This window comes from Blastococcus xanthinilyticus (assembly GCF_008124835.1).
GTDB lineage: Bacteria > Actinomycetota > Actinomycetes > Mycobacteriales > Geodermatophilaceae > Blastococcus > Blastococcus xanthinilyticus.
On record NZ_VNHW01000009.1, the window covers coordinates 208,013 to 229,564 of the forward strand.

General features: G+C 74.5%; 20 protein-coding genes. 11 read left to right on the top strand and 9 right to left on the bottom strand.

All coding sequences use genetic code 11. The features are described from left to right. Positions 1-45: 45 nt before the first annotated feature. Together BD833_RS15110 and BD833_RS15115 are read left to right on the top strand one after the other, a co-directional pair. Positions 46-1,464, top strand: coding sequence for a YlbE family protein (locus BD833_RS15110; protein ID WP_166533959.1), 1,419 nt, complete (start codon positions 46-48; stop codon positions 1,462-1,464). A gap of 118 nt (positions 1,465-1,582) precedes the next feature. Continuing rightward, positions 1,583-1,849 carry a hypothetical protein gene (locus BD833_RS15115; protein WP_166533960.1) on the top strand — a complete coding sequence of 89 codons (267 nt, stop codon included), beginning with the start codon at positions 1,583-1,585 and terminating at the stop codon, positions 1,847-1,849. A 95-nt stretch (positions 1,850-1,944) separates the two neighbouring features. Here the strand turns inward: BD833_RS15115 and BD833_RS15120 are convergent, their stop codons facing one another. Beyond that, a complete protein-coding gene (locus BD833_RS15120; protein WP_166533961.1) occupies positions 1,945-2,649 on the bottom strand; it encodes a DUF998 domain-containing protein in 705 nt (234 codons plus the stop codon). 84 nt (positions 2,650-2,733) lie between these two features. Between BD833_RS15120 and BD833_RS15125 the strand changes: the two genes are divergently transcribed. Further along, positions 2,734-3,411 carry a TetR/AcrR family transcriptional regulator gene (locus BD833_RS15125; protein WP_208092683.1) on the top strand — a complete coding sequence of 226 codons (678 nt, stop codon included), beginning with the start codon at positions 2,734-2,736 and terminating at the stop codon, positions 3,409-3,411. Between the two features lie 18 nt (positions 3,412-3,429). On the opposite strand, the gene BD833_RS15130 is transcribed toward BD833_RS15125, so the two are convergent. Next, positions 3,430-4,185, bottom strand: coding sequence for a DUF2470 domain-containing protein (locus BD833_RS15130; protein WP_166533962.1), 756 nt, complete (start codon positions 4,183-4,185; stop codon positions 3,430-3,432). Positions 4,186-4,248: 63 nt separating this feature from the next. On the opposite strand from BD833_RS15130, the gene rpsD reads away from it, so the two are divergent. From rpsD to BD833_RS15145, 3 genes are read left to right on the top strand one after another with little or no spacing between them, the layout of a single operon-like run. Beyond that, the gene (gene rpsD / locus BD833_RS15135) at positions 4,249-4,851 is read left to right on the top strand and encodes a 30S ribosomal protein S4 (RefSeq protein WP_166533963.1); all 603 of its coding nucleotides are present in this window, start codon (positions 4,249-4,251) and stop codon (positions 4,849-4,851) included. Between the two features lie 26 nt (positions 4,852-4,877). Continuing rightward, on the top strand, positions 4,878-5,432 hold the full coding sequence (locus BD833_RS15140; RefSeq protein ID WP_243737688.1) for an RNA 2'-phosphotransferase: 555 nt from the start codon (positions 4,878-4,880) through the stop codon (positions 5,430-5,432). 18 nt (positions 5,433-5,450) lie between these two features. Further along, a complete protein-coding gene (locus tag BD833_RS15145) occupies positions 5,451-7,253 on the top strand; it encodes a SpoIIE family protein phosphatase (RefSeq protein WP_166533964.1) in 1,803 nt (600 codons plus the stop codon). Between the two features lie 15 nt (positions 7,254-7,268). On the opposite strand, the gene BD833_RS15150 is transcribed toward BD833_RS15145, so the two are convergent. The 3 genes from BD833_RS15150 to BD833_RS15160 all read right to left on the bottom strand — a co-directional run bounded on the left by BD833_RS15150 (position 7,269) and on the right by BD833_RS15160 (position 10,665). After that, entirely contained in the window at positions 7,269-8,243 is a 975-nt protein-coding gene (locus BD833_RS15150) for a tripartite tricarboxylate transporter substrate binding protein (RefSeq protein WP_166533965.1), read from the bottom strand. Positions 8,244-8,341: 98 nt separating this feature from the next. Then, positions 8,342-9,400, bottom strand: a complete 1,059-nt coding sequence (locus BD833_RS15155) for a PP2C family protein-serine/threonine phosphatase (protein ID WP_166533966.1) — start codon at positions 9,398-9,400, stop codon at positions 8,342-8,344. Positions 9,401-9,522: 122 nt separating this feature from the next. Beyond that, positions 9,523-10,665, bottom strand: coding sequence for a Cache 3/Cache 2 fusion domain-containing protein (locus BD833_RS15160; protein WP_166533967.1), 1,143 nt, complete (start codon positions 10,663-10,665; stop codon positions 9,523-9,525). Positions 10,666-11,113: 448 nt separating this feature from the next. Between BD833_RS15160 and BD833_RS15165 the strand changes: the two genes are divergently transcribed. Next, entirely contained in the window at positions 11,114-11,500 is a 387-nt protein-coding gene (locus BD833_RS15165) for a hypothetical protein (RefSeq protein ID WP_166533968.1), read from the top strand. Between the two features lie 64 nt (positions 11,501-11,564). Next, positions 11,565-13,262 carry a signal peptidase I gene (locus tag BD833_RS15170; protein WP_166533969.1) on the top strand — a complete coding sequence of 566 codons (1,698 nt, stop codon included), beginning with the start codon at positions 11,565-11,567 and terminating at the stop codon, positions 13,260-13,262. Between the two features lie 76 nt (positions 13,263-13,338). On the opposite strand, the gene bar is transcribed toward BD833_RS15170, so the two are convergent. The 3 genes from bar to BD833_RS15185 are packed head-to-tail and all read right to left on the bottom strand — an operon-like array spanning position 13,339 to position 15,994. After that, positions 13,339-14,442 (bottom strand): barbiturase, encoded by a 1,104-nt coding sequence (gene bar, locus BD833_RS15175; RefSeq protein WP_166533970.1) that lies wholly within the window; start codon positions 14,440-14,442, stop codon positions 13,339-13,341. 16 nt (positions 14,443-14,458) lie between these two features. Then, a complete protein-coding gene (locus BD833_RS15180) occupies positions 14,459-15,409 on the bottom strand; it encodes a carbamate kinase (protein ID WP_166533971.1) in 951 nt (316 codons plus the stop codon). 51 nt (positions 15,410-15,460) lie between these two features. Further along, positions 15,461-15,994 (bottom strand): GNAT family N-acetyltransferase, encoded by a 534-nt coding sequence (locus BD833_RS15185; protein ID WP_166533972.1) that lies wholly within the window; start codon positions 15,992-15,994, stop codon positions 15,461-15,463. A gap of 105 nt (positions 15,995-16,099) precedes the next feature. Here BD833_RS15185 and BD833_RS15190 point away from each other — a divergent pair, with 105 nt between their 5' ends. Then, positions 16,100-17,284, top strand: coding sequence for a benzoate/H(+) symporter BenE family transporter (locus BD833_RS15190; protein ID WP_166533973.1), 1,185 nt, complete (start codon positions 16,100-16,102; stop codon positions 17,282-17,284). A gap of 12 nt (positions 17,285-17,296) precedes the next feature. On the opposite strand, the gene BD833_RS15195 is transcribed toward BD833_RS15190, so the two are convergent. Continuing rightward, a complete protein-coding gene (locus BD833_RS15195; RefSeq protein WP_166533974.1) occupies positions 17,297-18,142 on the bottom strand; it encodes a histidinol-phosphatase HisJ family protein in 846 nt (281 codons plus the stop codon). Positions 18,143-18,221: 79 nt separating this feature from the next. On the opposite strand from BD833_RS15195, the gene BD833_RS15200 reads away from it, so the two are divergent. Both BD833_RS15200 and BD833_RS15205 read left to right on the top strand, forming a co-directional pair. Beyond that, entirely contained in the window at positions 18,222-20,438 is a 2,217-nt protein-coding gene (locus tag BD833_RS15200; RefSeq protein ID WP_166533975.1) for a RecQ family ATP-dependent DNA helicase, read from the top strand. Between the two features lie 131 nt (positions 20,439-20,569). Further along, positions 20,570-21,196 (top strand): alpha-ketoglutarate-dependent dioxygenase AlkB, encoded by a 627-nt coding sequence (locus BD833_RS15205; protein WP_166533976.1) that lies wholly within the window; start codon positions 20,570-20,572, stop codon positions 21,194-21,196. The last annotated feature ends 356 nt before the right edge of the window (positions 21,197-21,552 follow it).

A 21,552-nucleotide genomic window follows, 5' to 3' on the forward strand; every position in this document is an offset into this window, starting at 1 on the left:
AGCGAGCCGGCTCATGCGGCCGACGAGCGCCAGCGAGGAGGACGCATGAGCCTCGGGAACCTGCTCTCCGGGCCGCCGGCGATCGTCGCCGCCGGCGTCGACGTCTTCTCCGAGGCGCTGCGCGCCCAGGGAGCGGACGTGCACGACGTCGACTGGCGCCCGCCGGGCTTCGGCGACCCGGCCGACCTCGCCGCGCTCGCCCTCGACGCCCGCCGTGCTGCGGCCAACCGGACCGCCGTCGAGCGGCTGCTCGCCGCCGGGTCGGTGCTGGTCGACGTCCGGCCGGCCCGCGAGGTCATCGGCCTGACCGACCGGGTGCTGCTGCACTCCGGCCCGCCGCTGACCTGGGAGGCCGCCTCCGGTCCGATGCGCGGCGCGCTGGTCGGCGCCTGCCTCTTCGAGGGCTGGGCGGCCGACGTGGAGGAGGCCGAGATCCTGCTCTCCACCGGCGCGGTCGCCCTCGACCCCTGCCACCACCACCGCACGGTGGGCCCGATGGCCGGCGTCACCAGCCCGTCGATGTGGATGTGGTGCCTGGAGGACCCGGTCACCGGCGGTCAGGCCTTCTGCAACCTCAACGAGGGCCTGGGCAAGGTGCTGCGGATGGGCGCCTTCAACGAGGAGGTGCAGACCCGGCTGCGGTGGATGCGCGACGTCCTCGGCCCGGTGCTGTCGACGGCGGTGCGCGGCTCGATCGACGCCGGCAACGACCCGCTCGACGTCAAGGGCGTGCTCGCCCAGATGCTGCAGATGGGCGACGAGGGGCACAACCGCAACCGCGCCGGGTCGCTCATGGCACTGCGCGAGCTCTCGCCGGCGATCGTCGCCAGCGGTGCCCCGTCGTCCGACATCGCTGACGTGCTGCGCTTCATCGGCGGCAACGAGCACTTCTTCCTCAACCTCGGCATGCCGACGGCGAAGCTCGCCCTCGACGCCGCCCGGAACGTCCCCGGCTCGACGATGCTCACCGTGATGTCGCGCAACGGCACCGAGTTCGGCATCCAGACCGCCGGCACCGGCGACCGCTGGTTCACCGGGCCGGCGAACACGCCGGTCGGCCTGTTCCTGGGCGACTTCGGCCCGGACGACGCCAACCCCGACATCGGCGACTCCGCGATCATGGAGACCTACGGCGTGGGCGGCTTCGCCATGGCCGCGGCCCCGGCGATCGTCCGCTTCGTCGGCGGCACCGTGCCTGACGCGCTGGCCACGACCGAGCGCATGTACCAGCTGACGCTCACCGAGAACCCCGCCATGGCCATCCCGATCATGGGTTTCCGCGGCTCACCGACCGGCATCGACGTGCTGAAGGTCGCCCGCACCGGCTGGTTGCCGCAGATCAACACCGGCATGGCCGGGCGGATCGCCGGCACCGGGCAGGTCGGCGCCGGGCTGGTCCAGCCGCCGCAGCAGTGCTTCGAGCAGGCGCTCGCCGCCCTGGCCGAGGAGGCCCGCACCGCCTGACCCGCCGAGATCGGCGATCTCGCCCTGTTTCACGCACCTGATGCGGGCGAGATCGCCGATCTCGCCTGATCCGCCGCGGCCAGGGGTAGGTGCTCGGCCCGACGCCGAGGAGGCACCCATGGCCCGCTGCGAGGTCTGCGGCAACGATTACCGGCTGAGCTTCGAGGTGCACGCCGCGGGAGCGGTGCACACCTTCGACAGCTTCGAGTGCGCGATCCACGCGATGGCGCCCGTCTGCGAGCACTGCGGCGTGAAGGTGGTCGGCCATGGCGTCGAGGCCGACGGCGTCTTCTTCTGCTGCGCGTCCTGCGCCCGCATGCACGGCGAGCCGGAGAGCGCCGCGCAGCTGGTCGACCACGCCGGTCGCGCGCCGGACGAGCGCTGAGCGGGTTCGGCCGGCCTCGCGAGACCGGTGAGATCTGCGAACTCGTGGCCGTCAGCGGCTGATGGCCACGAGTTCGCAGACGTCGCTGCCGGCGCTCAGTCCCGCGGACGCGTCGGGTGCGGCGTGCGGCGGTAGAGGTGCACCGACACCGCGGCGATCCACGCCCACCCGGTGACGACTCCGGTCCACAGCCCCCCGACGGCGAGGGTGGAGGTCGAGCCGCTCGCCACACCCATGAACCCGGCCAGGACGACGGCGCCGCTGATGGCCGACGCCCATGCCCACCCGGTGCGCGACTCGCGGGAGAACCGCCGGGCGAGGACCGCCGTCGCCGCCACGAGGCAGGCGAAGCCGAGCCCACCGGAGGCGAGGTGGAGGACGCCGCTGAGCGTCGTCTCCGCCGGGGCGCCGGCCGGCGTCCCGACGGGGAAGCCGTCCATCGGGTCGGCCACGAAGATCCCACCCAGGACGAGCCCCGCGCCGTACCCGGCCAGCAGCCCGCCACCCCACGACGCTCCGGGGCCGCCCCGCAGCGCCCGGCGTACGCCGATCGCCGCGGCGACGGTCATCAGTCCGGTCACCACCAGCGTCGTGACGTGGATCCAGCCGAGGGAGCCGTTCGCGAGCAGGCTCAGGCTGTGCCGGCTGAACTCGAATCCGTCCCGTGAGAGTCCGTGCACCACTCCGGACGTCAGGTACACGGCCCCCGCGAGCGGGCCGTAGCCCAGGAGCGAGCGGGTGACGGCGGACGGCCGGTCGCAGTAGTCGTCCGCGGGTGCGGCGGTGGTGGCGGTGGTCATGGCTGCCTTCCTCTCGCTCTCTTACACTCACGGTACTCAGACGAAACTGGCGGGTGTAACTCATCGGGGAGGTGTCACGGAATCGTGTCCGGCACCGGCGGGGAGATCGTCGTCCGCATCACGACGGGGGACGGGGACCTCGATCCGCGCATCCTTCGGACGCGTGCCGCCGTCGTGCAGGCGGCGACCGCACTCTTCCTCGAGAACGGCTACGTGGACACCAGCCTGGACGACGTCGCCGCCCGGGCCGGGGTGTCGAAGAAGACGATCTACAACAACTTCGGCGACAAGGAGCGGCTGTTCACCGAGATCGTCCTCGGCGTCACGGCGACGGCGGAGGAGTTCGCCGCCGGGCTCACGTCGTCGTTCGGCGACGGGAGGGACATCGCAGAGATGCTGCACGGCCTCGCGAGACGGCACCTGGACTCGGTGACCAGCCCGGCGGTCGTCCGTCTGCGTCGGCTCATCAGCGCCGAGTCGCGCCGCTTCCCCGATCTGGCCCGCGAGTACTACCGCAGGGCCCCGGTCCGCGTGATCGCTGCCTTCTCCGCCGCCTTCGCCGATCTCGCCGCGCGGGGTTCGCTGCAGCTGACCGACAGCGCCCGCGCGGCCGAGCACTTCGCGTTCCTCGTCGTCGGTCCCGTGCTGGACCGCATCATGTTCGAGGGTGCCGCCGCCGTGCCCGGCGCTGACGAACGGGACGCGATCGCGCGCGCGGCCGTCTCGACGTTCCTGGCCGCCTACGGAGCCCGCCCCGCGTGACAGCCCGCCGGGGCGCTGTCAGGCGGGGCCGCAGGTGAGCAGGTGCTCGACCGCCTCACCGAAGCCGGCCGGACCGTCGAGCGGGGACTCGAACGGCACCCGCAGGTCGTAGCAGCCGTGGCGGCTCTGCACCCGGAAGCGGACGCCGAACCGGTCCAGGCCCAGCAGCCGGACGTCGTCGTGCCGGCCGGCCCAGCGCTGCACCCGCCCGACCAGCCGGTCCAGCGGTGCCCGCTGCTGGGCCACGAGCTCGCCCTCGGCGCCGCTCACGACGTCGGGCCGGGCGGCACGGAAGGCGTCGGGGTCGACGTCGACGGAGGTGCCGGCCTCCTCGAGCCCCACCTCGGCGAGGTCCAGCCGCACCAGGACGGTCCCCAGCCCCACCTCGAACAGGGCCTCGGCCGGGCAGGACTCGGCGAAGGCCAGCACCTGCGCCGGGACCTCCGGCTCCGGGACGGGCGTCAGCCACCCGGTCAGCTGGACCATCGCGCGCACCGGGTGGCGCAGCGGGAACGGCGCCCGGTCGGTGATGGTCAGCATCGCCGGGACGTCGCCCAGCGGGGAGTCGCGCAGCGCCGTCTGCACGCCGCCGCCGGCCGGGACGACGAGCAGGACGTCGCCGTCGCCGGTGGTGGCGACCGCGGACACCTGGCAGGCGCCGAGCCCGGCGACGTGCAGCGCGGCCGCGGGCCGGAGGGCGACCGTGCGGGCTCGCTCGGCGGCCGGGGGCTGCCGGTCGACGGCCGCGGGGGAGGAGGGCGAACCGGCCGTCATGGACCACCTCGGAGTGTTCGTAGGTGCGTTGTAAGGTGAGCCTAACCAAACCGGAGGTCCTAAGTGAACACGCCCCGTCCCAAGGTCCGGCTCAGCCGCGCGCTGGGCATCCCGCTCACCCCGAAGTGCGTCCAGTACTTCGAGCGCCGCCCGTACCCGCCCGGCGAGCACGGCCGCAAGCGCCGCAAGGACAGCGACTACTCCACCCGGCTCAAGGAGAAGCAGCGGCTGCGCGCCCAGTACGACATCAGCGAGACCCAGCTGCGCGCCGCCTTCGACCGCGCCCGGCGCTCGGGCGGCAAGACCGGCGAGGCGCTGATCCAGGACCTCGAGTCGCGGCTGGACGCCACCGTCCTGCGGGCCGGCTTCGCCCGCACCATCTACCAGGCCCGCCAGTTCGTCACCCACCAGCACGTGCTGGTCAACGGCAAGCGCGTCGACCGCCCGTCCTACCGGCTCAAGCCCGGCGACTTCATCGAGGTCGCCGAGAAGTCGAAGAAGAAGGAGCCCTTCCTCGTCGCCGCCTCCGGGGCGCACGCCGAGGCGCCGAGGTACCTCGAGGTGCGGCTGGCCGACCTGGTGGCCCGCGTCGAGCGGACGCCCGGCCGCGACGAGGTCCCGGTCGTCTGCGAGGAGCAGCTGGTCGTGGAGTACTACTCCCGCTGAGCCGGCAGAGGCCGACACTGGGCGGTGTGGACGTCGTCCGGACCAGCAAGCGGCTGTCGTTCGTGCTCCGGCACCGCCCGGACAGCATCGGCCTCGCGCTCGACGTCGCGGGATGGGCCGACGTCCACGAGCTGCTGGCGGCGCTGGGCCTGACCCGCGAACAGCTCGAGCGCGTGGTCGCCGCGAACGACAAGCGGCGGTTCGAGCTCGACGGCGACCGGATCCGCGCCAGCCAGGGCCACAGCGTCGCCGTCGACCTGGGGTACGCACCCGAGCACCCCCCGGCCGAGCTGTTCCACGGCACGGTCGAGCGCTTCCTGCCCGCGATCCTGGCCGAGGGGCTGCGCCCGGGGCGCCGGCACGCGGTCCACCTCAGCCCGGACGCCGCCACCGCGCGCACCGTGGGCGCCCGGCGTGGCCGGCCGGTCGTGCTCCGGGTGGCCGCGGCCCGGCTCGCCGCGGACGGCGGGCGGTTCACCCGCTCGGCGAACGGCGTCTGGCTCGTGGATGGGGTGCCACCCGGCTATCTCGCCCGGGACGGCGACGCCACGGTGGCCCGTGACTCACCCGCCGGCAGGTGAGATGATCGCGCACAACACGTGTGGTCACCGGCGGCGGGTGGCACGCACTCGCGGTGGGGGGCGGCACTGGACGGACGGCTGGCCGAGCTGGTCCCGGGCGGCCCCCGGACGCAGCTGCAGCGCATGGTGCTCGGGCACGACTGGTCCGCGACCCCGCTGGGGCCCGAGAGCGAGTGGTCGGCCACCCTGCGGTCGGCCGTCAGCACCTGCCTGAACTCGCGGTTCCCCACCCTGCTCATGTGGGGCCCGCAGCTGGTGATGGTCTACAACGACGGCTACGCACCCATGCTCGGCGGGCGGCACCCGTCCGCGCTCGGCCGGCCGGCACCGGAGGTGTGGGCCGACATCTGGCCGGCCCTGGAGTCGATGGTCGCGGAGGTCATGGCCGGCCGGGCGACGTACTCCGAGGACCTGCTGCTGGTCATGACCCGGCACGGCTTCGAGGAGGAGACCTACTTCTCCTTCTCCTTCAGCCCGGTCGTCGAGCCCGGCGGAAAGGTCGCGGGCCTGCTCGACACCGTCGTCGAGACGACGCACCGGGTCCTGGCCGCGCGACGGATGGCGCTGCTGCAGCAGCTGGGCAGCCTGCCCCGGGCGGTGCACGGCAGCGCGTCCCAGGCGGCGGCCGAGGCCCTCCGCGTGCTCGCCGCCGCCCGGAGCGACTGCCCGTTCGGGCTGGTCTACCTCGCCGAGCCCGAGGACGCCGGTCCCGCGCGGGAGGCCCGGCTGGTCGCGACGCACGGGCTGGCCGAGGGCGCCGACGTGGCCGGCAGCATCCTCCCCGAGCTGGTCGCCACGGCCATGGCCACCGGGCAGCCGCAGACGCTCACCGGCTTCGACGAGGTGCTGCCGGGCCTCTCCCGCACCGGCGCGAACGCGGCCGGGGAGTCCGACGTGCACACCGCGGTCGTGCTGCCGCTCACCTCCGCCGGGCTCAGCACCCCGGTCGGTGCGCTGGTGGTGGGCGCCAGCCCGCACCTGCGGCTGGACGAGGAGTACCGGGTCTTCCTGGCCCTGGCCGCCGGGCAGGTCGCCGCGGCCGTCACCGACGCCCGGGCCGTCGAGCTCGAACGCCGCCGGGCCGACGAGCGGGCCGAGCTCGACCGGACCCGGGCCCAGTTCTTCACCGAGGTCGCCGTCACCTTCCAGCGTGCCGTCCTGGGGCCGACCGTGCTGCCCGAGGGCTTCGCCGTGCACTACGAGCCCGCCACCGGGACCCTCGAGGTGGGCGGCGACTGGTACGACGTGGTCGACCTGCCCAACGGCTGCTACGGCGTCGTCGTGGGGGACGTCGTCGGCACGGGACTGGCCGCCGCCGCGGTCATGGGTCAGCTGCGCAGCGCGGGGCGGGCGCTGCTCCTGGAGAGCTCGGCCCCGGCCCACGTGCTGGGCGCACTGGACCGGTTCGCCGCGCTCATCCCGGGTGCCGCGGTCAGCACCGTGTTCTGCGCCGTCATCGACCCGGCCTCGGGCAGCGTCCGCTACAGCAGCGCCGGCCACGTCCCCGGGATCGTCGTCGACGCGGAGGGCCGGTCGTCCTTCCTCGAGGGCGCCTCCTCGCTTCCCCTCGCCGTCCTGGCCGACCTGCGGCGCCCCGAGGCCGAGCTGGTGCTGCCGGTGGGCTCGACGCTGCTGCTCTACACCGACGGCCTGGTCGAGCGGCGCGACGAGGCGCTGGACGAGGGGATGGCCCGGGCCGCGCAGGCGCTGGCCGCGGGCCGGGCCCTCCCCCCGCTCGAGCTGGCCGCCGCCCTCACCGGCCGGCTGCTCGACGACGCCCCGGACGACGACGTCGCCTTCCTGCTCTACCGGCGGGCCTGACCGGCCCGCGCGGCCTCAGCCCCCGACGACGTCGCGGAAGGTCTCCTCGGTCTCGGTGAACAGCTCGCCGAGGCCCTCGCTGCCGATGAACTCCTCCGGCACGTAGCGCTCGTCGAGGGTCTCCACCACGGACGGCTCCTCCGCCGCGCTCTGCAGCGTCTCCTCGAGGGTGGCGATCACGTCCTCAGGTGTGCCCGCCGGCGCGAGCACGCCGAAGGTCGTGGTGCTCTGGACCAGCTCGGGGTAGCCCTCCTCGACGAAGGTGGGGGCGTCGACGTAGGGGAGCGGCTCCTCGCTGCCGACGGCCAGCACCCGCAGGTCCCCGGCCTCGATGGCCGGGAGCATGTCCTGGCTGAGATTGACGAAGCCGGCGCTGACGTTCTCGCCGAGCAGCGCCGTCTGCACCTCCGAGTTGCCCTCGAAGGGCACCACGGTGAGCGGCACGTCGTAGAGCTGGGTGATCCGCCGGGTCTCCGCCGCGTGGGTGTTGGTGGCGCCCGGGGTGCCGACCGTGATCTCGCCCGGGTTCGAGCGGGCCGCCTCGAACAGCGCCTCCACGTCCTCGTACGGCGAGTCGGCCGGCACCACGATGCCCGACGGCACGCGGGTGACCACCCCGACCGGCGCGAGGTCCTCGCGGGTGTAGCCGACGTCGTTGGTCAGGTAGTTGAGGACCGCCGTGGGCAGCGCGGTCATGGACAGCGTGTAGCCGTCGGCCTCGCTGGCGATCAGCTGCTGGTACGCGGTGGCGCCCGAGGCCCCCGGGAGGTTCTCCACGACGACGGACTGCCCGAGCTCCTCCTCCATGTGCTTCGCCAGCGCCCGCGCGGCGATGTCCGTCGGCCCGCCCGCGGTGTAGGGCACCAGCAGCCGGATGCTCTCCGTGGGGAACTCCTCCGCGGCGGCGCCCCCGCCACCTCCGGAGTCCTCGCCGCAGGCGGTGAGCAGGCAGGCGGCGAACAGGGCGGCGAGCAGGCGCGGGGATCTCATGGGGCTCCTGACGTGGGGACGGCGGCGTCCGTGCCGGGCGGTGGCCCCATGGTGGGGCATACCAGCCGCCCCGGCCGGTCGAGACGGGCCCGGACCGGTCAGGAGGGCAGCCGGACCGCCAGCAGCGCGATGTCGTCGTCCCCACGGGTGCCCAGGGCGCCGAGCAGCCCGTCGCACAGCCGGTCCAGGGGCTGCTCCGCGCGCTCCCGCAGGGCCTGCACCAGCCAGGCGGTGCCGTCGTCGAGCGTCATGCCGCGCCGCTCGACCAGGCCGTCGGTGTAGAGCAGCAGCGTGTCCCCGGGGCACAGGAGGATCTCGTGGTCGTGCCGCTCCGGGCCGTCCGCCGACGCGCCGAGCAGGAGATCCGGCCGGCGCGCGAGCACCTCCGCGGTGCCGTCGGCGCGCAGCACCACCGGCGGCGGGTGGCCGGCGTTGGACCAGCGCAGCGGCACGCCTCCGCCGTCCGGGCCGAGCGGGTCGACCGTGGCGACGGCGGCGGTCACCAGCGTGTCCATCCCCAGTCGGGAGCGGACGTCGTCCAGGGCGCTGAGCAGGCTCGCCGGCCGGGCGTGCCCCGATCGGGCCAGCGCGCGCAGCATCCCGCGGGTCTGCGCCATGGTGGCGGCGGCGGGGGCGTCGTGGCCGGCGACGTCGCCGATGACGAGCATGGTCCGGCCGTCGGCCAGCGGGAAGGCGTCGTACCAGTCACCACCGACCTGGGCCTCGCGCGCGCCGGGCAGGTACCGCACGGTCGTCTCCAGCCCGTCCACCCGTGGCGCGTCGCCCAGCAGCGCTCGCTGCAGCGTCTCGCTGATGCGGACCACCGCGCGGGTGGCGGCCGCGTCCGCGCTCAGCCGGGCGACCTGGGCCTCGCGCCGCAGTCGCCGGTCGCAGGTGGCCACCGCGAGGACCGTGCACAGGGCCACGGCGAGGAGCCGGAAGCTCTGGGCCACCGCCGTCCCGGCGGTGTACTGCTGCTCGTGCACGCCGAGCACCGTCGCGACGACGAACGCCGCCGCCCCGTAGGCGATGGTCGCCCGCCGGCCCAGTGCCGTCGCGGCCACGAGGGGCGCGACGGCGGAGAGCCCCAGGACGACGTTCCCCCGGCCGCTGCCCGCCGTCGCCAGCACGACGAGGAGCAGGACGACGGCAGGCATGACGGCGTTGATCCGCCCCGACCGGTCCACCGCAGTCCCCCTCGTCCGGTATCCGCCGAGCCGCTGCGTCGGGACGCTCCCAACCTAGTCGACACGGGACGTGGATCGGAGAAGCGCGCTGATCAGGCGGCCGATCCGGGCATCGAATCCATCGGCAGGCCGACGTAGAGCACGCCGATCAGCTCCGGCCCGTCGTGCAGGCCGGTGTACGCGGTGAAGTAGGGGCGGCCGGCCACGGTGGCCTCACCCGTGAAGGTCTCGCCGGCGAGGACGGCGGCGAGCACCGGGTTGGGCCGGCCGTCGGCGTCGGTCCGGGCGATGTAGGTGCCGACGTTGCGGCGTCCGGCCGGGTCGAGCACGGTGGTCGCGACGCGGACCATGCTGCCGGCGTCGTCCAGGCGCTGGAACAGCGTGCAGCTGCCCCCGGCCTGCCGCACGACCTCGTCGACGAGCGCCGACGGGCGCCGCGGGTCGTCGCTGCGCTCCAGCGGCTGGTCCCCGATCAGCAGGTCGGGCAGCGTGGCGGTGTGTGTGGCGCCGGTGACCTGGTCGCGCACGGTCAGCGTCGTCCGGTGCTCCCCGAGCCGGGCGCCGCCGAGCTCGGCGAGCAGCTGCTCGGCCACGGAGAGCGCCCGGCGGACGTAGACCACGCGCTGGCTCCGGGCCAGCTGGCCGACCGCCTCGGTGATGCGGGCCGAACCGCTCGCGGCGCGGTCCACGTTCTCCACGACCCGCTCGGTGGCCGCCCGCTGCTGCTCGACGGCCGCGGCGATGGCGTCCTGGGCGCCGGCGATGGAGGTCAGCGTCCCGGTGATCCGCTGCACCACCTCGACGGCCTGCTGGGTCTCCTTCTGCACCGACGTGATCTGCGCGTCGATGTCCCGCGCGGCCTGGGCGGTGCGGTCGGCCAGCTCCTTGACCTCGTCGGCGACGACAGCGAAGCCGCGGCCGAGGTCGCCCGCGCGGGCCGCCTCGACGGAGGCGTTGAGCGCGAGGAACCGGCTCTGCTGGCTGATCGCGCCGATCAGCCGCACGAACTCGGTGATGGCCGCGCTGGCGGTCTGCAGGGCGGTGATCCGCTCGTCGACGGCGTGCGCGTCCTCCACCGCCTCCTCGGCGATCGCCGACGCCCGGCTCGTGCTGGTGGAGATGTCGCCGATGGCACTGCGCAGCTCGGCGAGGGAGGCGGCGGCCTCGGCGGAGGTGTCGGAGACCTCCCGCGACGCCTGGGCGAGCACGCCCGCCTGCTGGGCGGCGGCCTCCATGCTGGTGTCCCGGTCAGGTGCGCGCCGGAGCCGTGGCGCCGCACCGTGGGCGGGGGCCGCGGACGGCAGGGGAGCCGGTGCGGGCGGGCGGACCTCCCGCGACGTCGACCGGCGCACGAATCACTCCTCTCCGGGGCCCGCTCGCCGCTGCGGACGCCGGAGGGCCCGGGTCCCGGCGGGGGTTCCGGAACACCGTAGGGCGGCTTCTCCGCAGCTGGAGCGGGCGCGCCGACAACCCCCCTGAGAAAGCGTGCCACCGCACCGGGAAAAGCCATTCGGTGACCGCTCCGGAATTGTCGATTGAGCGACTCCAGTTTCTTTTGGGACAGGAGTTAAGGGTGTGCAGGCTCGTGCCGAGAACTGGGGTGTCACTGCACAGGCGCACGCCGATGACTCGGATGACCAGCATCCGGGCGGGCTGAGCCGCTGAGAGAAAAGGACCCAGGCAATGCGCATGTCGCGCGTTCTGCTCGCCGGTGTCGCGGTTGCCGGCGTCGCCGCCACCACCTCCGCCTTCACCAGCAACAACACCATCACCGTGGACAACAACGTCGCCGGCTACGTCGCGACGAACGTCAGCGGTGCCGCCGTCACCAACATCGCCTACGCCGCCAACGCCGCCGACCAGAGCCGGTTGGACAAGGTCACCTTCACCACCAGCAACGACATCACGGCCGCGAGCGCCGTCCTGACGATGCGCCTGGCGGGTGCCACGGCCTCCGGCCAGGCCAACACCTGCTCGGTCGTGGGGGCGACGACGATCGAGTGCACCTTCACCAGCGCGCTCCTGTTCTCCGCCTTCGACGGGCTGGCGCTGACGGTCACCTCGAACTAGTCGTTCCGCACCGGGCGGGGCGGCCCTCGAGGTCGCCCCGCCCGCACCCCCGACAAGGGCCTCCATGCCAGCTGCAACCAGAGTCGCCAGCACCAGCGCCGTCGTCGCGCTGGTGCTGGCGACCGTGTGGTTGTTCTGGCCCGCTGGGCTGGGTGGCGGGACGACGTACGTCACGACGCACGGCACCAGCATGGAGCCGGAGTTCAACTCCGGAGACCTCGTCGTCCTGAGCCGGGCCGATCGGTACGCCGTCGGCGACGTCGTCGCCTATCGCAGCGAATCGTTGGACAGCGTCGTCATGCACCGGATCGTGTCGGGCGATGCCCGCGGCTTCGTGACCCAGGGCGACAACAACGACTGGCTCGACGAGGACCGGCCCACCGCGGAGGAGATCTTCGGCCGGCAGTTCCTGCACCTCCCGCAGGGCGGCACGGCGCTGGGCGCGCTGGCCTCGCCGTGGTCCCTCGGCCTCGTCGCCGCGGCCGCCTCCCTCCTGGTTGGCTCCACCCGCCGGGTCCACGGCCGGCACAGTCCGAGGCGCCGGCGCCGCCCGGCGCTCCGCCGGCCGTCGTTCTCCGCGCCTGCCCTGGCGCTGCCGCGGTTCTCCGCTCCCGCCCTGCCGCGGGTCGGTGCCCCGGCGCTGCCGATGGTGGCCCGCGCCCGCGCCCGCCAGGTCGCGCTGGGCGCCGGGGCGGTCGCGCTGGTGGCCGCCGTCGGCGCCGGCGTCCTGGTCCTGCTGCCGGCGACCGAGCAGGTGACCGAGACGCTGCAGGTCACCCAGGAGGGCACCTTCACCTACGCCGGGTCGGCCGAACGCGGCACCACGTACCCGACGGGCGCCGTGGCCACCGGGGACACCGTGTGGACCAAGCTCGCCACCGGCCTGACCGTGTCCTACACCGACACCGTCGTCGCCCCCGACGTCGCCGACCTGCGGGGCGCGCTGCGGCTCGACGTCTCCATCCGCGCCGCGGACGGCTGGAGCACCTACCTCAGCAGCGGCCCCGTCGTCCCCCTCGACGGCGGAACCGCGACGGCGACGGTCGCCGTGGACCCCGCGCAGGCCTCCGCCGTCCTCGCTCGGCACCACGACGAGGTCGGGATGTCCGGCAGCGGCGCGACGCTCACGATCACCCCGACGGTCGCGCTCACCGGCACCGTCCGGGGCGTGGCCTTCGAGGCGGAGAACCCACCCGGGCTCGACTTCGTCCTCGACCCGACCTCGCTGCGGCTGACGGGGGAGCCGGAGTCCGTCCTGGCCACCACCGGTCAGACGCCGGTGAGCGTCGAGGAGGTCGCCCCCCGGTCGTTCGACGTGCTGGCCGTCTCCGTGCCGATCGGGGTGGCCCGGGTCGCCGCCGTCGTCGTCCTGGCGCTGGCGCTGGTCGTCGCCGCGGCGGGCGCCTGGATCGGCCAGGTCGGCCGGGGCGACGTCGCCGACGGGTTCCTGCTCCGGCACGCCGACCGGATCGTGCCGGTCGCCACCCTCGCCGAGGGCGCCACGGTCATCGACGTCGCCGACGCCGAGGCGCTGCACCGGGTCGCCGAGCGGTTCGACACCGTCGTCCTGCACCACGCCGGTCCGGACGAGGACGTCTTCGCCGTGCGCGACGTCGACGCCACCTACCGGTTCGTGGTCCCCGGCACGCCGGGCCGCCGCGGCCGGCCGCCGGTGCCGGCGGCGGCACGGGCGCCGCTGCCCGAGGAGCCGGCCGCCGCCGACCTCACCACCCCGCTCGGGCTGCGCGGCCGCTTCGCCTGAGCCGGCGACGAGATCGGGGAAGGTGCGGTCCGGGACGTCGTCCGGACCGCACCTTCCCCGAAGCCGTTCCGGCCGGCTACGCCTTGACGATCGCGGCGACCGGGCCGCCGCCCGACGGGCCCTGGTGCACCGCGGCCACCGACACGAAGACCGCGGGGTCGCCGGTCACCGAGGCGGTCACGCCGCCGACGCAGGCCTTGATCTGCCGGTGCCAGGAGACGTCGGAGTCGTCCAGCATCGCGTTGCGCCGGCCGCGCACCTTCCCGTCGGGCGAGGCCTCGCACTTGAGGAAGACGTTGACCAGCCGGTCGCCGAGGTCGGTGTGGTGCGGTCGCTCGGGCAGCTCGAGGCCGGCGTCGCGGATCGCGTTCCAGATGCCGTCCTGGTCCAGGGCGTCCTTCATCACCGAGTGCCCGACCCGGTAGGAGCCGCCGTGGCCGCGGGCGTTGCCGACGACGACGATCTGCGCCCGGTCCAGCTCCACGCCCGACGAGCAGGAGGCGACGGCGCTGTAGAGCGAGAGGTCACGCATGATCTGCTCCTCCGACGGCATCTCGATCTCGCCGAGCGCCACGGCGATGCCCAGCGCGGTCGTGCCGTTGGAGATGTCCATGGAGCCGTGCGGCTCCTCGAGGATGGTCGTCCGCCCGCGCTCGTGGGCGTCGCGGATGGTGTCGATGGTCAGCAGCGGCGTCTTCGTCTGCACGTAGTGGACGTCGGCCGGGTCGGTGATGCCCGCGGCCGCCATCGCCTTCTTCACGCCCTCGGCGACCTTCTTCACCATCGCGACGCGCCCGATGTCCTCCGGCAGCAGGACGTCGCTCATCGCGTAGCCCACGGTCAGACGCGGCTCGTCGGTCTTCTCGACGGCGTCCTCGGGCAGCGTGGCGAAGACCGTGGCGTGGGGGCTGATGACGCCGTCGGTGCCACCGGACCACACGATCGGGACGTCCCCGACCTCCTCCTTGCTGCGCGAGCCCTTCTCCAGCAGCACCTCGCGGAACGCGCGGTCGGCGATGATCCGGGTGTAGTCGTTGATCCCGCCGTTGCCCTCCGTCTTGCCGATGACCGCGACGACCCGGTCGGCCTCCATCACGCCGTCGTCGATGAGCCTGGCCAGCTCGGAGGCGTCGCTGACGGTGTGCAGCGGGACCTTGCGGACCTCGATCGGTGCGGGCACGGCGGTTCCTCTCCGTTCAGGGGGTGATGACGGTGCCGACGTCGTCGCTGCGGACGGCGTCGGCGATGTGCTCGAGGGTGGTGACGACGGCGCGGCTGCCGCCGTCGGCCACGAAGCGGAGGGCGGCCTGGACCTTGGGGCCCATCGATCCCCGGCCGAACTGGCCCTCGGCGGCCAGGGCCCGCAGCTCGGCGGCGTCCACCCGGCCCAGCGGCCGCTGCCGCGGGGTGCCGAAGTCGACCATCACGTTCGGCACGTCGGTGGCGATGACCAGGGTGTCGGCCTCGACGTCGCGGGCCAGGACGGCGGCGGTGAGGTCCTTGTCGATGACCGCCTCGACGCCGCGCAGCCCTGACGCGCCGGCGTCGTCGACGACCGGGATCCCCCCGCCGCCGGCGCAGACGACGACGAACCCGGCCCGGGCGAGCGCGTGGATTGCCGGTGAGTCGACGACCGCGATCGGCTCGGGCGAGGCGACGACGCGGCGCCAGCCCTTCTCGCCGCGGTCCTCCCAGGTCTGGCCGAGCGTGACGAACCGGTCCGCCTGCTCGCGCGGGAGGTAGCGGCCCACGGGCTTGGACGGCTCGGCGAAACCGGGGTCGTCCGGGTCGACCAGGGTGCGGGTGACCAGCGCGGCCGTGCGCTGGGGCAGGCCGCGGGCGGCCAGGGCGGCATCCAGCTCGTCGGCGACGGTGAAGCCGATGGTCGCCTGGGTCTGGGCGACGTTCCAGTCCAGCGGCACCGGCGGCACCTCGTGCGCGGCCAGCTCGTTCTTGACCAGCAGGTTGCCCACCTGCGGCCCGTTGCCGTGGGTGAGGACGACCTCGACGCCGGCGGCGACCACCTCGGCGATGTGCCCGGCGGCCTCGCGGATGGCGTTCTGCTGCGCCTCCGGGGTCGCCGACCCGTCCGGCCCGGTCATCGCGTTGCCGCCCAGGGCGATCACGACACGGCGGGCGGAGGTCACCCCGCCGACCCTAGCCCCCACTTCCTTAGCGGTGAAGTACCCAGCGGGCGATCACACGGGCTCGGCCGGCTCGTCGTCGTACGGGCCGAGCGCCCGCTGCGCCCACAGGACGTCGCGCCAGCGCCCGTGCTTGAACCCGATCCGCCGGTAGGTGCCGATCGGCTCGAAGCCCAGGGCGGTGTGCAGCCTGACGCTCGGCTCGTTGGGCAGCGTCATCCCGGCGACGGCGGTGCGGAACCCCCGCTCGGCGAGCCGCCGGAACAGCTCCTCGTAGAGCGCCCGCCCGCCGCCGCGCCGGTGCCGAGCACCGTCGAGGTAGACGCTGACCTCGCACGACCACCGGTAGGCCGCCCGCTCCTTGTACGGACCCCCGTAGGCGTACCCGAGCACGACGCCGTCCTCCTCGAGCACCAGCCAGGCGTGCCGGCGCTGCGCCGCCGCGATCCGGCCGGCCATCTGCTCGGGTGCCGGGGGGTCGGTCTCGAAGGTGATCGCCGTGCCGGTGACGTACGGGGCGTAGATCGCCGCGCAGGCGGCGGCGTCGCCAGGGACGGCGTCGCGGACGAACGGATCGGGGGCACCCATGATCAGCAACGTAACCGGGACGGCGGGCCGGGCGCGGTGACCTCGACCACCCCCTGCCACGTCGTCGCCGCCGGTCCCCCGCCCGCTCGGCTAGCGTCCCCCGCCGTGCCCGCAGCCCCGTCGTCGACGACCGTCGCCGGCCTGGTCACCGCGCTCGTCGGGTTCCTGAGCTCCTTCGCGGTGGTGCTCACCGGCCTGCGCGCGGTCGGCGCGACGCCGGGCCAGGCGGCGTCGGGTCTCGTGGTCCTGTCGCTCACGATGGGCCTGGCCACCGTGCTGCTGGCCCAGCGGACGCGGATGCCGGTCACCGTGGCCTGGTCCACCCCCGGCGCCGCGCTGCTCGCTACCGCCTCGGCGCCGTCCTGGCCGGTGGCGGTGGCAGCGTTCGTGCTGGTCGGCGCGCTGGTCCTGCTCACCGCCGGCTGGCCCCGGCTGGGGACCGCCATCGGGGCCATCCCGCCGGTGCTGGCCCAGGCGATGCTGGCCGGCGTCCTCGTCCCGCTGTGCCTCCAGCCGGTCCGGGCGGCGCTGGAGATCCCCTGGCTGGTGGTGCCGGTGGTCGCCGTCTGGGCGGTGCTGCTGCGCTTCTCCCCGCGCTGGGCCGTGCCCGCCGCCTTCGCGGTGACCCTCGGCATCATCGGGTGGCCGGCCTGGCGCGGAGGCGGCGTCGAGCCGTCCGCACTGGTGCCGGCGCTGGTGTGGACGACCCCCGACTTCGGCTCTCCCGCGGTGATCGGGCTCGCGCTGCCGCTGTTCCTGGTCACCATGGCCTCCCAGAACGTGCCGGGCATGGCCGTCCTCGCATCCTTCGGCTACCGGGCACCCTGGCGATCGGCCATGGCGGTCACCGGCGCCGGGACGGTGCTCGGAGCCCCCTTCGGCGGGCACGCGATCAACCTGGCCGCGATCAGCGCGGCGCTGGCGGCCGGCCCGGAGGCGGACGCCGATCCGGGCCGCCGCTACCTCGCCGCCCGCACCGCCGGCCTGGCCTACGTCGGGTTCGCGCTGGTCTCCGCCGCGATCACGGCCCTCGTCGTGACGGCTCCGGCCGGGTTCGTCGCCGCGGCCGCCGGCCTGGCCCTCTGGCCGGTGCTCGCCTCGTCCCTGAGCGCGGCGCTGGAGCGGCCGGAGGACCGGATCCCGGTCGTCGCCACCTTCCTCGTGGCGATCAGCGGGATCACCGTGGGCGGCATCGGGTCGGCGTTCTGGTCGCTGGTCGTGGGACTGGCCTTCTGGGCCTGGTACCGACCGCGCCCGGCCGTGGGTCGCGGTACCGCCGGCCCGGGGTGACCGGATGCCGCCTCAGCGGCGCCAGAAGTCGAAGCGGTCCCGGCCGGGCCGGAACCCGGCCGCCTCGGCCACCGCCACCGCGAGGTCGAACTTCTGCCCGACCGCGGTCGGGGCGTGCGCGTCGCTGCCGAAGCTGACCGCCTCGCCGCCCGCCTCGTGGAACCAGCGGACCTGGTCGGCCGAGGCCAGCGGGCTGCTGGTGTTGATCTCCAGCGCCCGGCCGCTGCCGGCCAGCGCGCGGAACACCGCCCGGTACTCCTCCTCGTAGTCCTTCTCCACGTACCGGTGCGTCCCGCCGGGCCAGTACCGCCGCGGGAAGTCCACGTGCGCCAGCACCTGGAAGACGTCGCTGCTCTCGATCATGTCCACGAGCTCGCCGAGGTAGCGGCGCATGGTCCCCTCGGCGTCGTCCCACAGCAGCTGGCCGACGCCGTAGAGGAGGCCGTCCTTCGACAGCGAGTGCAGCGAGCCGAGGACCCGGTCCACCGGTGCGTCGCGCAGGTAGGCCGCGACGCTGGCCGAGAACAGGTGCGGCTCGCCGGTCTCGACCCCCGACCAGATGCGGAGCTCGGGGAACCGGTCGCGCACCTCGGCGAGCTCGGCGAAGTAGCCGGCGACGTCGATCTCGGCGTGCCGGGACGCGTGGCGCTCGACCAGGCCCTCGTCGGTCGCGCGGTCCTCCGGGTCCCAGACGGTGAAGTCCAGGTGCTCGGTGAAGGCGATGGCCGGCAGCCCCTGGGCGATCGCCCGCTCGCAGGCCTTGCGCATGGTCGAGGAGTCGGGGGTGTCCCACGACCAGTGGGTGTGCACGTGGTTGTCGGCCGGCAGCTGCCCCTGGTGTGCCCGTTCCTGTGCCATCGCCTGTGGATTCTCCACCGTCGTCCCCAGGCCGCGCGCGGCCACCCGTTCCGTCGCCCCCGGTGCCTACTGTCGGGGCATGACCACCGCCGCGCCGCCGTCCTCGATCGCCGACGAGGCCCTGGAGATCCTCCGGGAGCTCACCGGCCGGCCCGACGCCGTCTTCCGCGAGGGGCAGGACGCCGCCGTCGCCGCGCTCGTCGAGCGTTCCCAGCGGGCGCTGGTCGTGCAGCGCACCGGCTGGGGGAAGTCGGCGGTCTACTTCGTCTCCACCGCGCTGCTGCGCCGTCGCGGCGCGGGCCCGACGCTGCTCGTGTCGCCGCTGCTGGCGCTGATGCGCGACCAGGTGGCGGCCGCGGCCCGCGCCGGCATCCGCGCGGTGGAGATCTCCAGCGCCAACATGACCGAGTGGGACGACATCGCCGCCCGCCTGGCCGCCGACGACGTCGACGTCCTGCTCGTCTCGCCCGAGCGGCTCACCAACCCGCGGTTCCGCGAGGAGCAGCTGCCCGGGCTGGTCGCCCGCTGCGGGCTGGTCGTGGTCGACGAGGCGCACTGCGTCTCCGACTGGGGGCACGACTTCCGCCCCGACTACCGCCGCATCCGCGACCTGCTGGGCACGCTCCCGCAGGGCACCCCGGTCCTGGCCACGACGGCGACGGCCAACGAGCGGGTGGTGGCCGACGTCGCCGAGCAGCTGGGCGCCGGGGGTGTGGAGGTCACCACCGTGCGGGGGCCGCTGTCCCGCGACTCGCTGCGGCTGGGGGTGCTGCGGCTGCCGAGCGACCGGGCGCGCCTGGCCTGGCTCGCCACGCACCTGGCCGACCTGCCGGGCAGCGGCATCGTCTACACGCTCACCGTCGCGGCGGCGGAGGAGACGGCGAACCTGCTCCGCGACGCCGGCCACGAGGTGCGGGCCTACACCGGCCGGCTGGACGACGCCGACCGCAAGGACGCCGAGGAGGCGCTGCGGCAGAACCGGGTGAAGGCCCTGGTCGCCACCTCCGCGCTGGGCATGGGTTTCGACAAGCCCGACCTCGGCTTCGTCGTGCACCTCGGCGCGCCGTCCTCGCCGGTCAGCTACTACCAGCAGGTCGGCCGTGCCGGCCGCGCCGTCGAGCACGCCGACGTGCTGCTGCTCCCCGGCCCGGAGGACATCGCCATCTGGCAGTGGTTCGCCACCTCCTCGATGCCGCGGGAGGACCACGCCGCCGCCGTGCTCACGGCGATGGCCGACGGCAAGGCGTGGTCGGTGGCCCGGCTGGAGACGGTCGCCGACGTCCGCCGTTCCCGGCTGGAGCTGCTGCTCAAGGTGCTCGCCGTGGACGGCGCGGTGGAGCGGGTGCAGGGCGGCTGGCGCTCCACCGGGCAGCCCTGGGTCTACGACGCCGACCGCTACGCCCGCGTCACCCGCACCCGGGAGGCCGAGCAGCGGTCGATGCTGACCTACGCCAAGCCGGTCGACGAGGCCGAGTGCCGCATGGCCTTCCTGCAGTCCGCGCTGGACGACCCCACCGCCGCTCCGTGCGGCCGGTGCGACGTCTGCGCCGGGCCCTGGTACGCCACCGACGTGCCGGAGGCCGCGGCCGAGGCGGCCTCGGCCGCGCTGGACCGCCCCGGGGTCGAGCTGGCGCCGCGGGCGATGTGGCCGACCGGCGCCGACCGGCTGGGTGTCGACGTGAAGGGCAAGATCGCGCCGTCGGAGCAGCTGGAGAACGGCCGCGCCGTCGCCCGGCTCACCGACCTGGGCTGGGGCCAGCGGCTCCGCTCCCTGCTCGGCGACGACGGCGTCGGCGGCGTGGTGGAGCTCGAGGCGCCGAGCATCGAGGAGGACCCGGACGCCGCGTTCGACGTACCGGTGCGCCGCTCGGTCTCCGACGTCGCACCGGACGAAGAGCTGCTGCGCGCCTGCGGCCGGGTCCTCGCCGCCTGGGACTGGAAGGAGCGCCCGGCAGCCGTGGTCGCCATGCCCTCCCGGCGGCGGCCGCAGCTGGTCGGTGGGATCGCCCAGGGCCTGGCCCGCATGGGGCGGCTGCCCTACCTGGGGGAGCTCTCTCTGGCGCACGGCGGGCCGACCGGCCAGCCCGGTGGCAACAGCGCCTTCCGGCTGGCCGCGGTCTGGGACCGCATCGTCGTCGGGCCGGAGCTCCGGGCACGGCTGGCGGAGGTCACCGGGCCGGTGCTGCTCGTGGACGACCTCGCCGACTCCCGCTGGACCATGACCGTGGCCGGGCGGGAGCTCCGGCGGGCCGGTGCCCCGGCGGTCCTGCCGTTCGCCCTGGCGCTGTCCGCGTAGGAGCGGGGCGCTCCCCGCCCCGGAGGACGCCGCTGTCGGCCGAGGAGCGAAGCTCCCCGAGGGCGCGGTCGCGGGAGGGCGCCGTCCACAGCTTTTCGCACACCTGTGCGAAACCGCGGTAGCGTCTGGGCATGACGCTGGCGCACCAGCCCTCGATGTGGGACCTCGCCGAGGAGGCCACGCTCGGCTCGCTGGGCGCCGTCGTCCGGCACGACCTGGGCCGCGGCGCCTGGGTCGACCACCTGCCCGGCTGGGTGGCCGGCTCCGACGAGGTGCTGGAGGTGCTGCTCGGCGACATCGGCTGGCGGGAGGACCGCCGCCAGATGTACGAGCGGGAGGTCGCCGTCCCGCGGCTGCTCCGCTGGTACTCGGGCCGCGACGAGCTCCCCCATCCCCTCCTCACCGACGCGCGGTCCGCGCTCAACCGCCACTACGGCCCCGAGCTCGGCGAGGAGTTCGTGTCCGCAGGCATGTGTCTGTACCGCGACGGGCGGGACAGCGTGGCGTGGCACGGCGACCGGATCGGCCGCGGCCGGTCCACCGACACGATGGTCGCGATCGTCTCCTTCGGCTCCCCGCGGCCGCTGATGCTCCGGCCCGTGGACGGCGGGCAGTCGCTGCGCTTCCCCCTGGGCCACGGCGACCTGGTCGTCATGGGTGGTTCCTGCCAGCGCACCTGGGAGCACTGCATCCCCAAGACGACCAGGCCGGTCGGGCCTCGGGTGAGCGTCCAGTTCCGTCCTCGCGGCGTCGCCTGAGGAAGGCTCGGCCGTCCTCACACGTCTCGCAGGGCCGGCGCGGGCCTCCTGACGGGCGGCCGCTCCGGCCCCGCTGGACCCCCCTGCAGACCCCCTCCGAGGGCGTGTATGGTTCTCCCTGCACCGAGCGAGAACGGACCGGGCCGCGAGGCCCGGGAAACCGCCGGACGAACCCCCGAGGTTCACCGATGCGGAGCCCGGTGTACAGTGGAGAAACCGCCTCGAACAAAGGCCAAGAAATTGGCCGGCAGTCGTGCGCGCCCGCTCCTTGAGAACTCAACAGCGTGCCGAAAGTCAGTGCCAAGTAATACCCCGTGTCATGGCTCGTGCAGTCGTGGCAGGGATTCCTTTGGTTG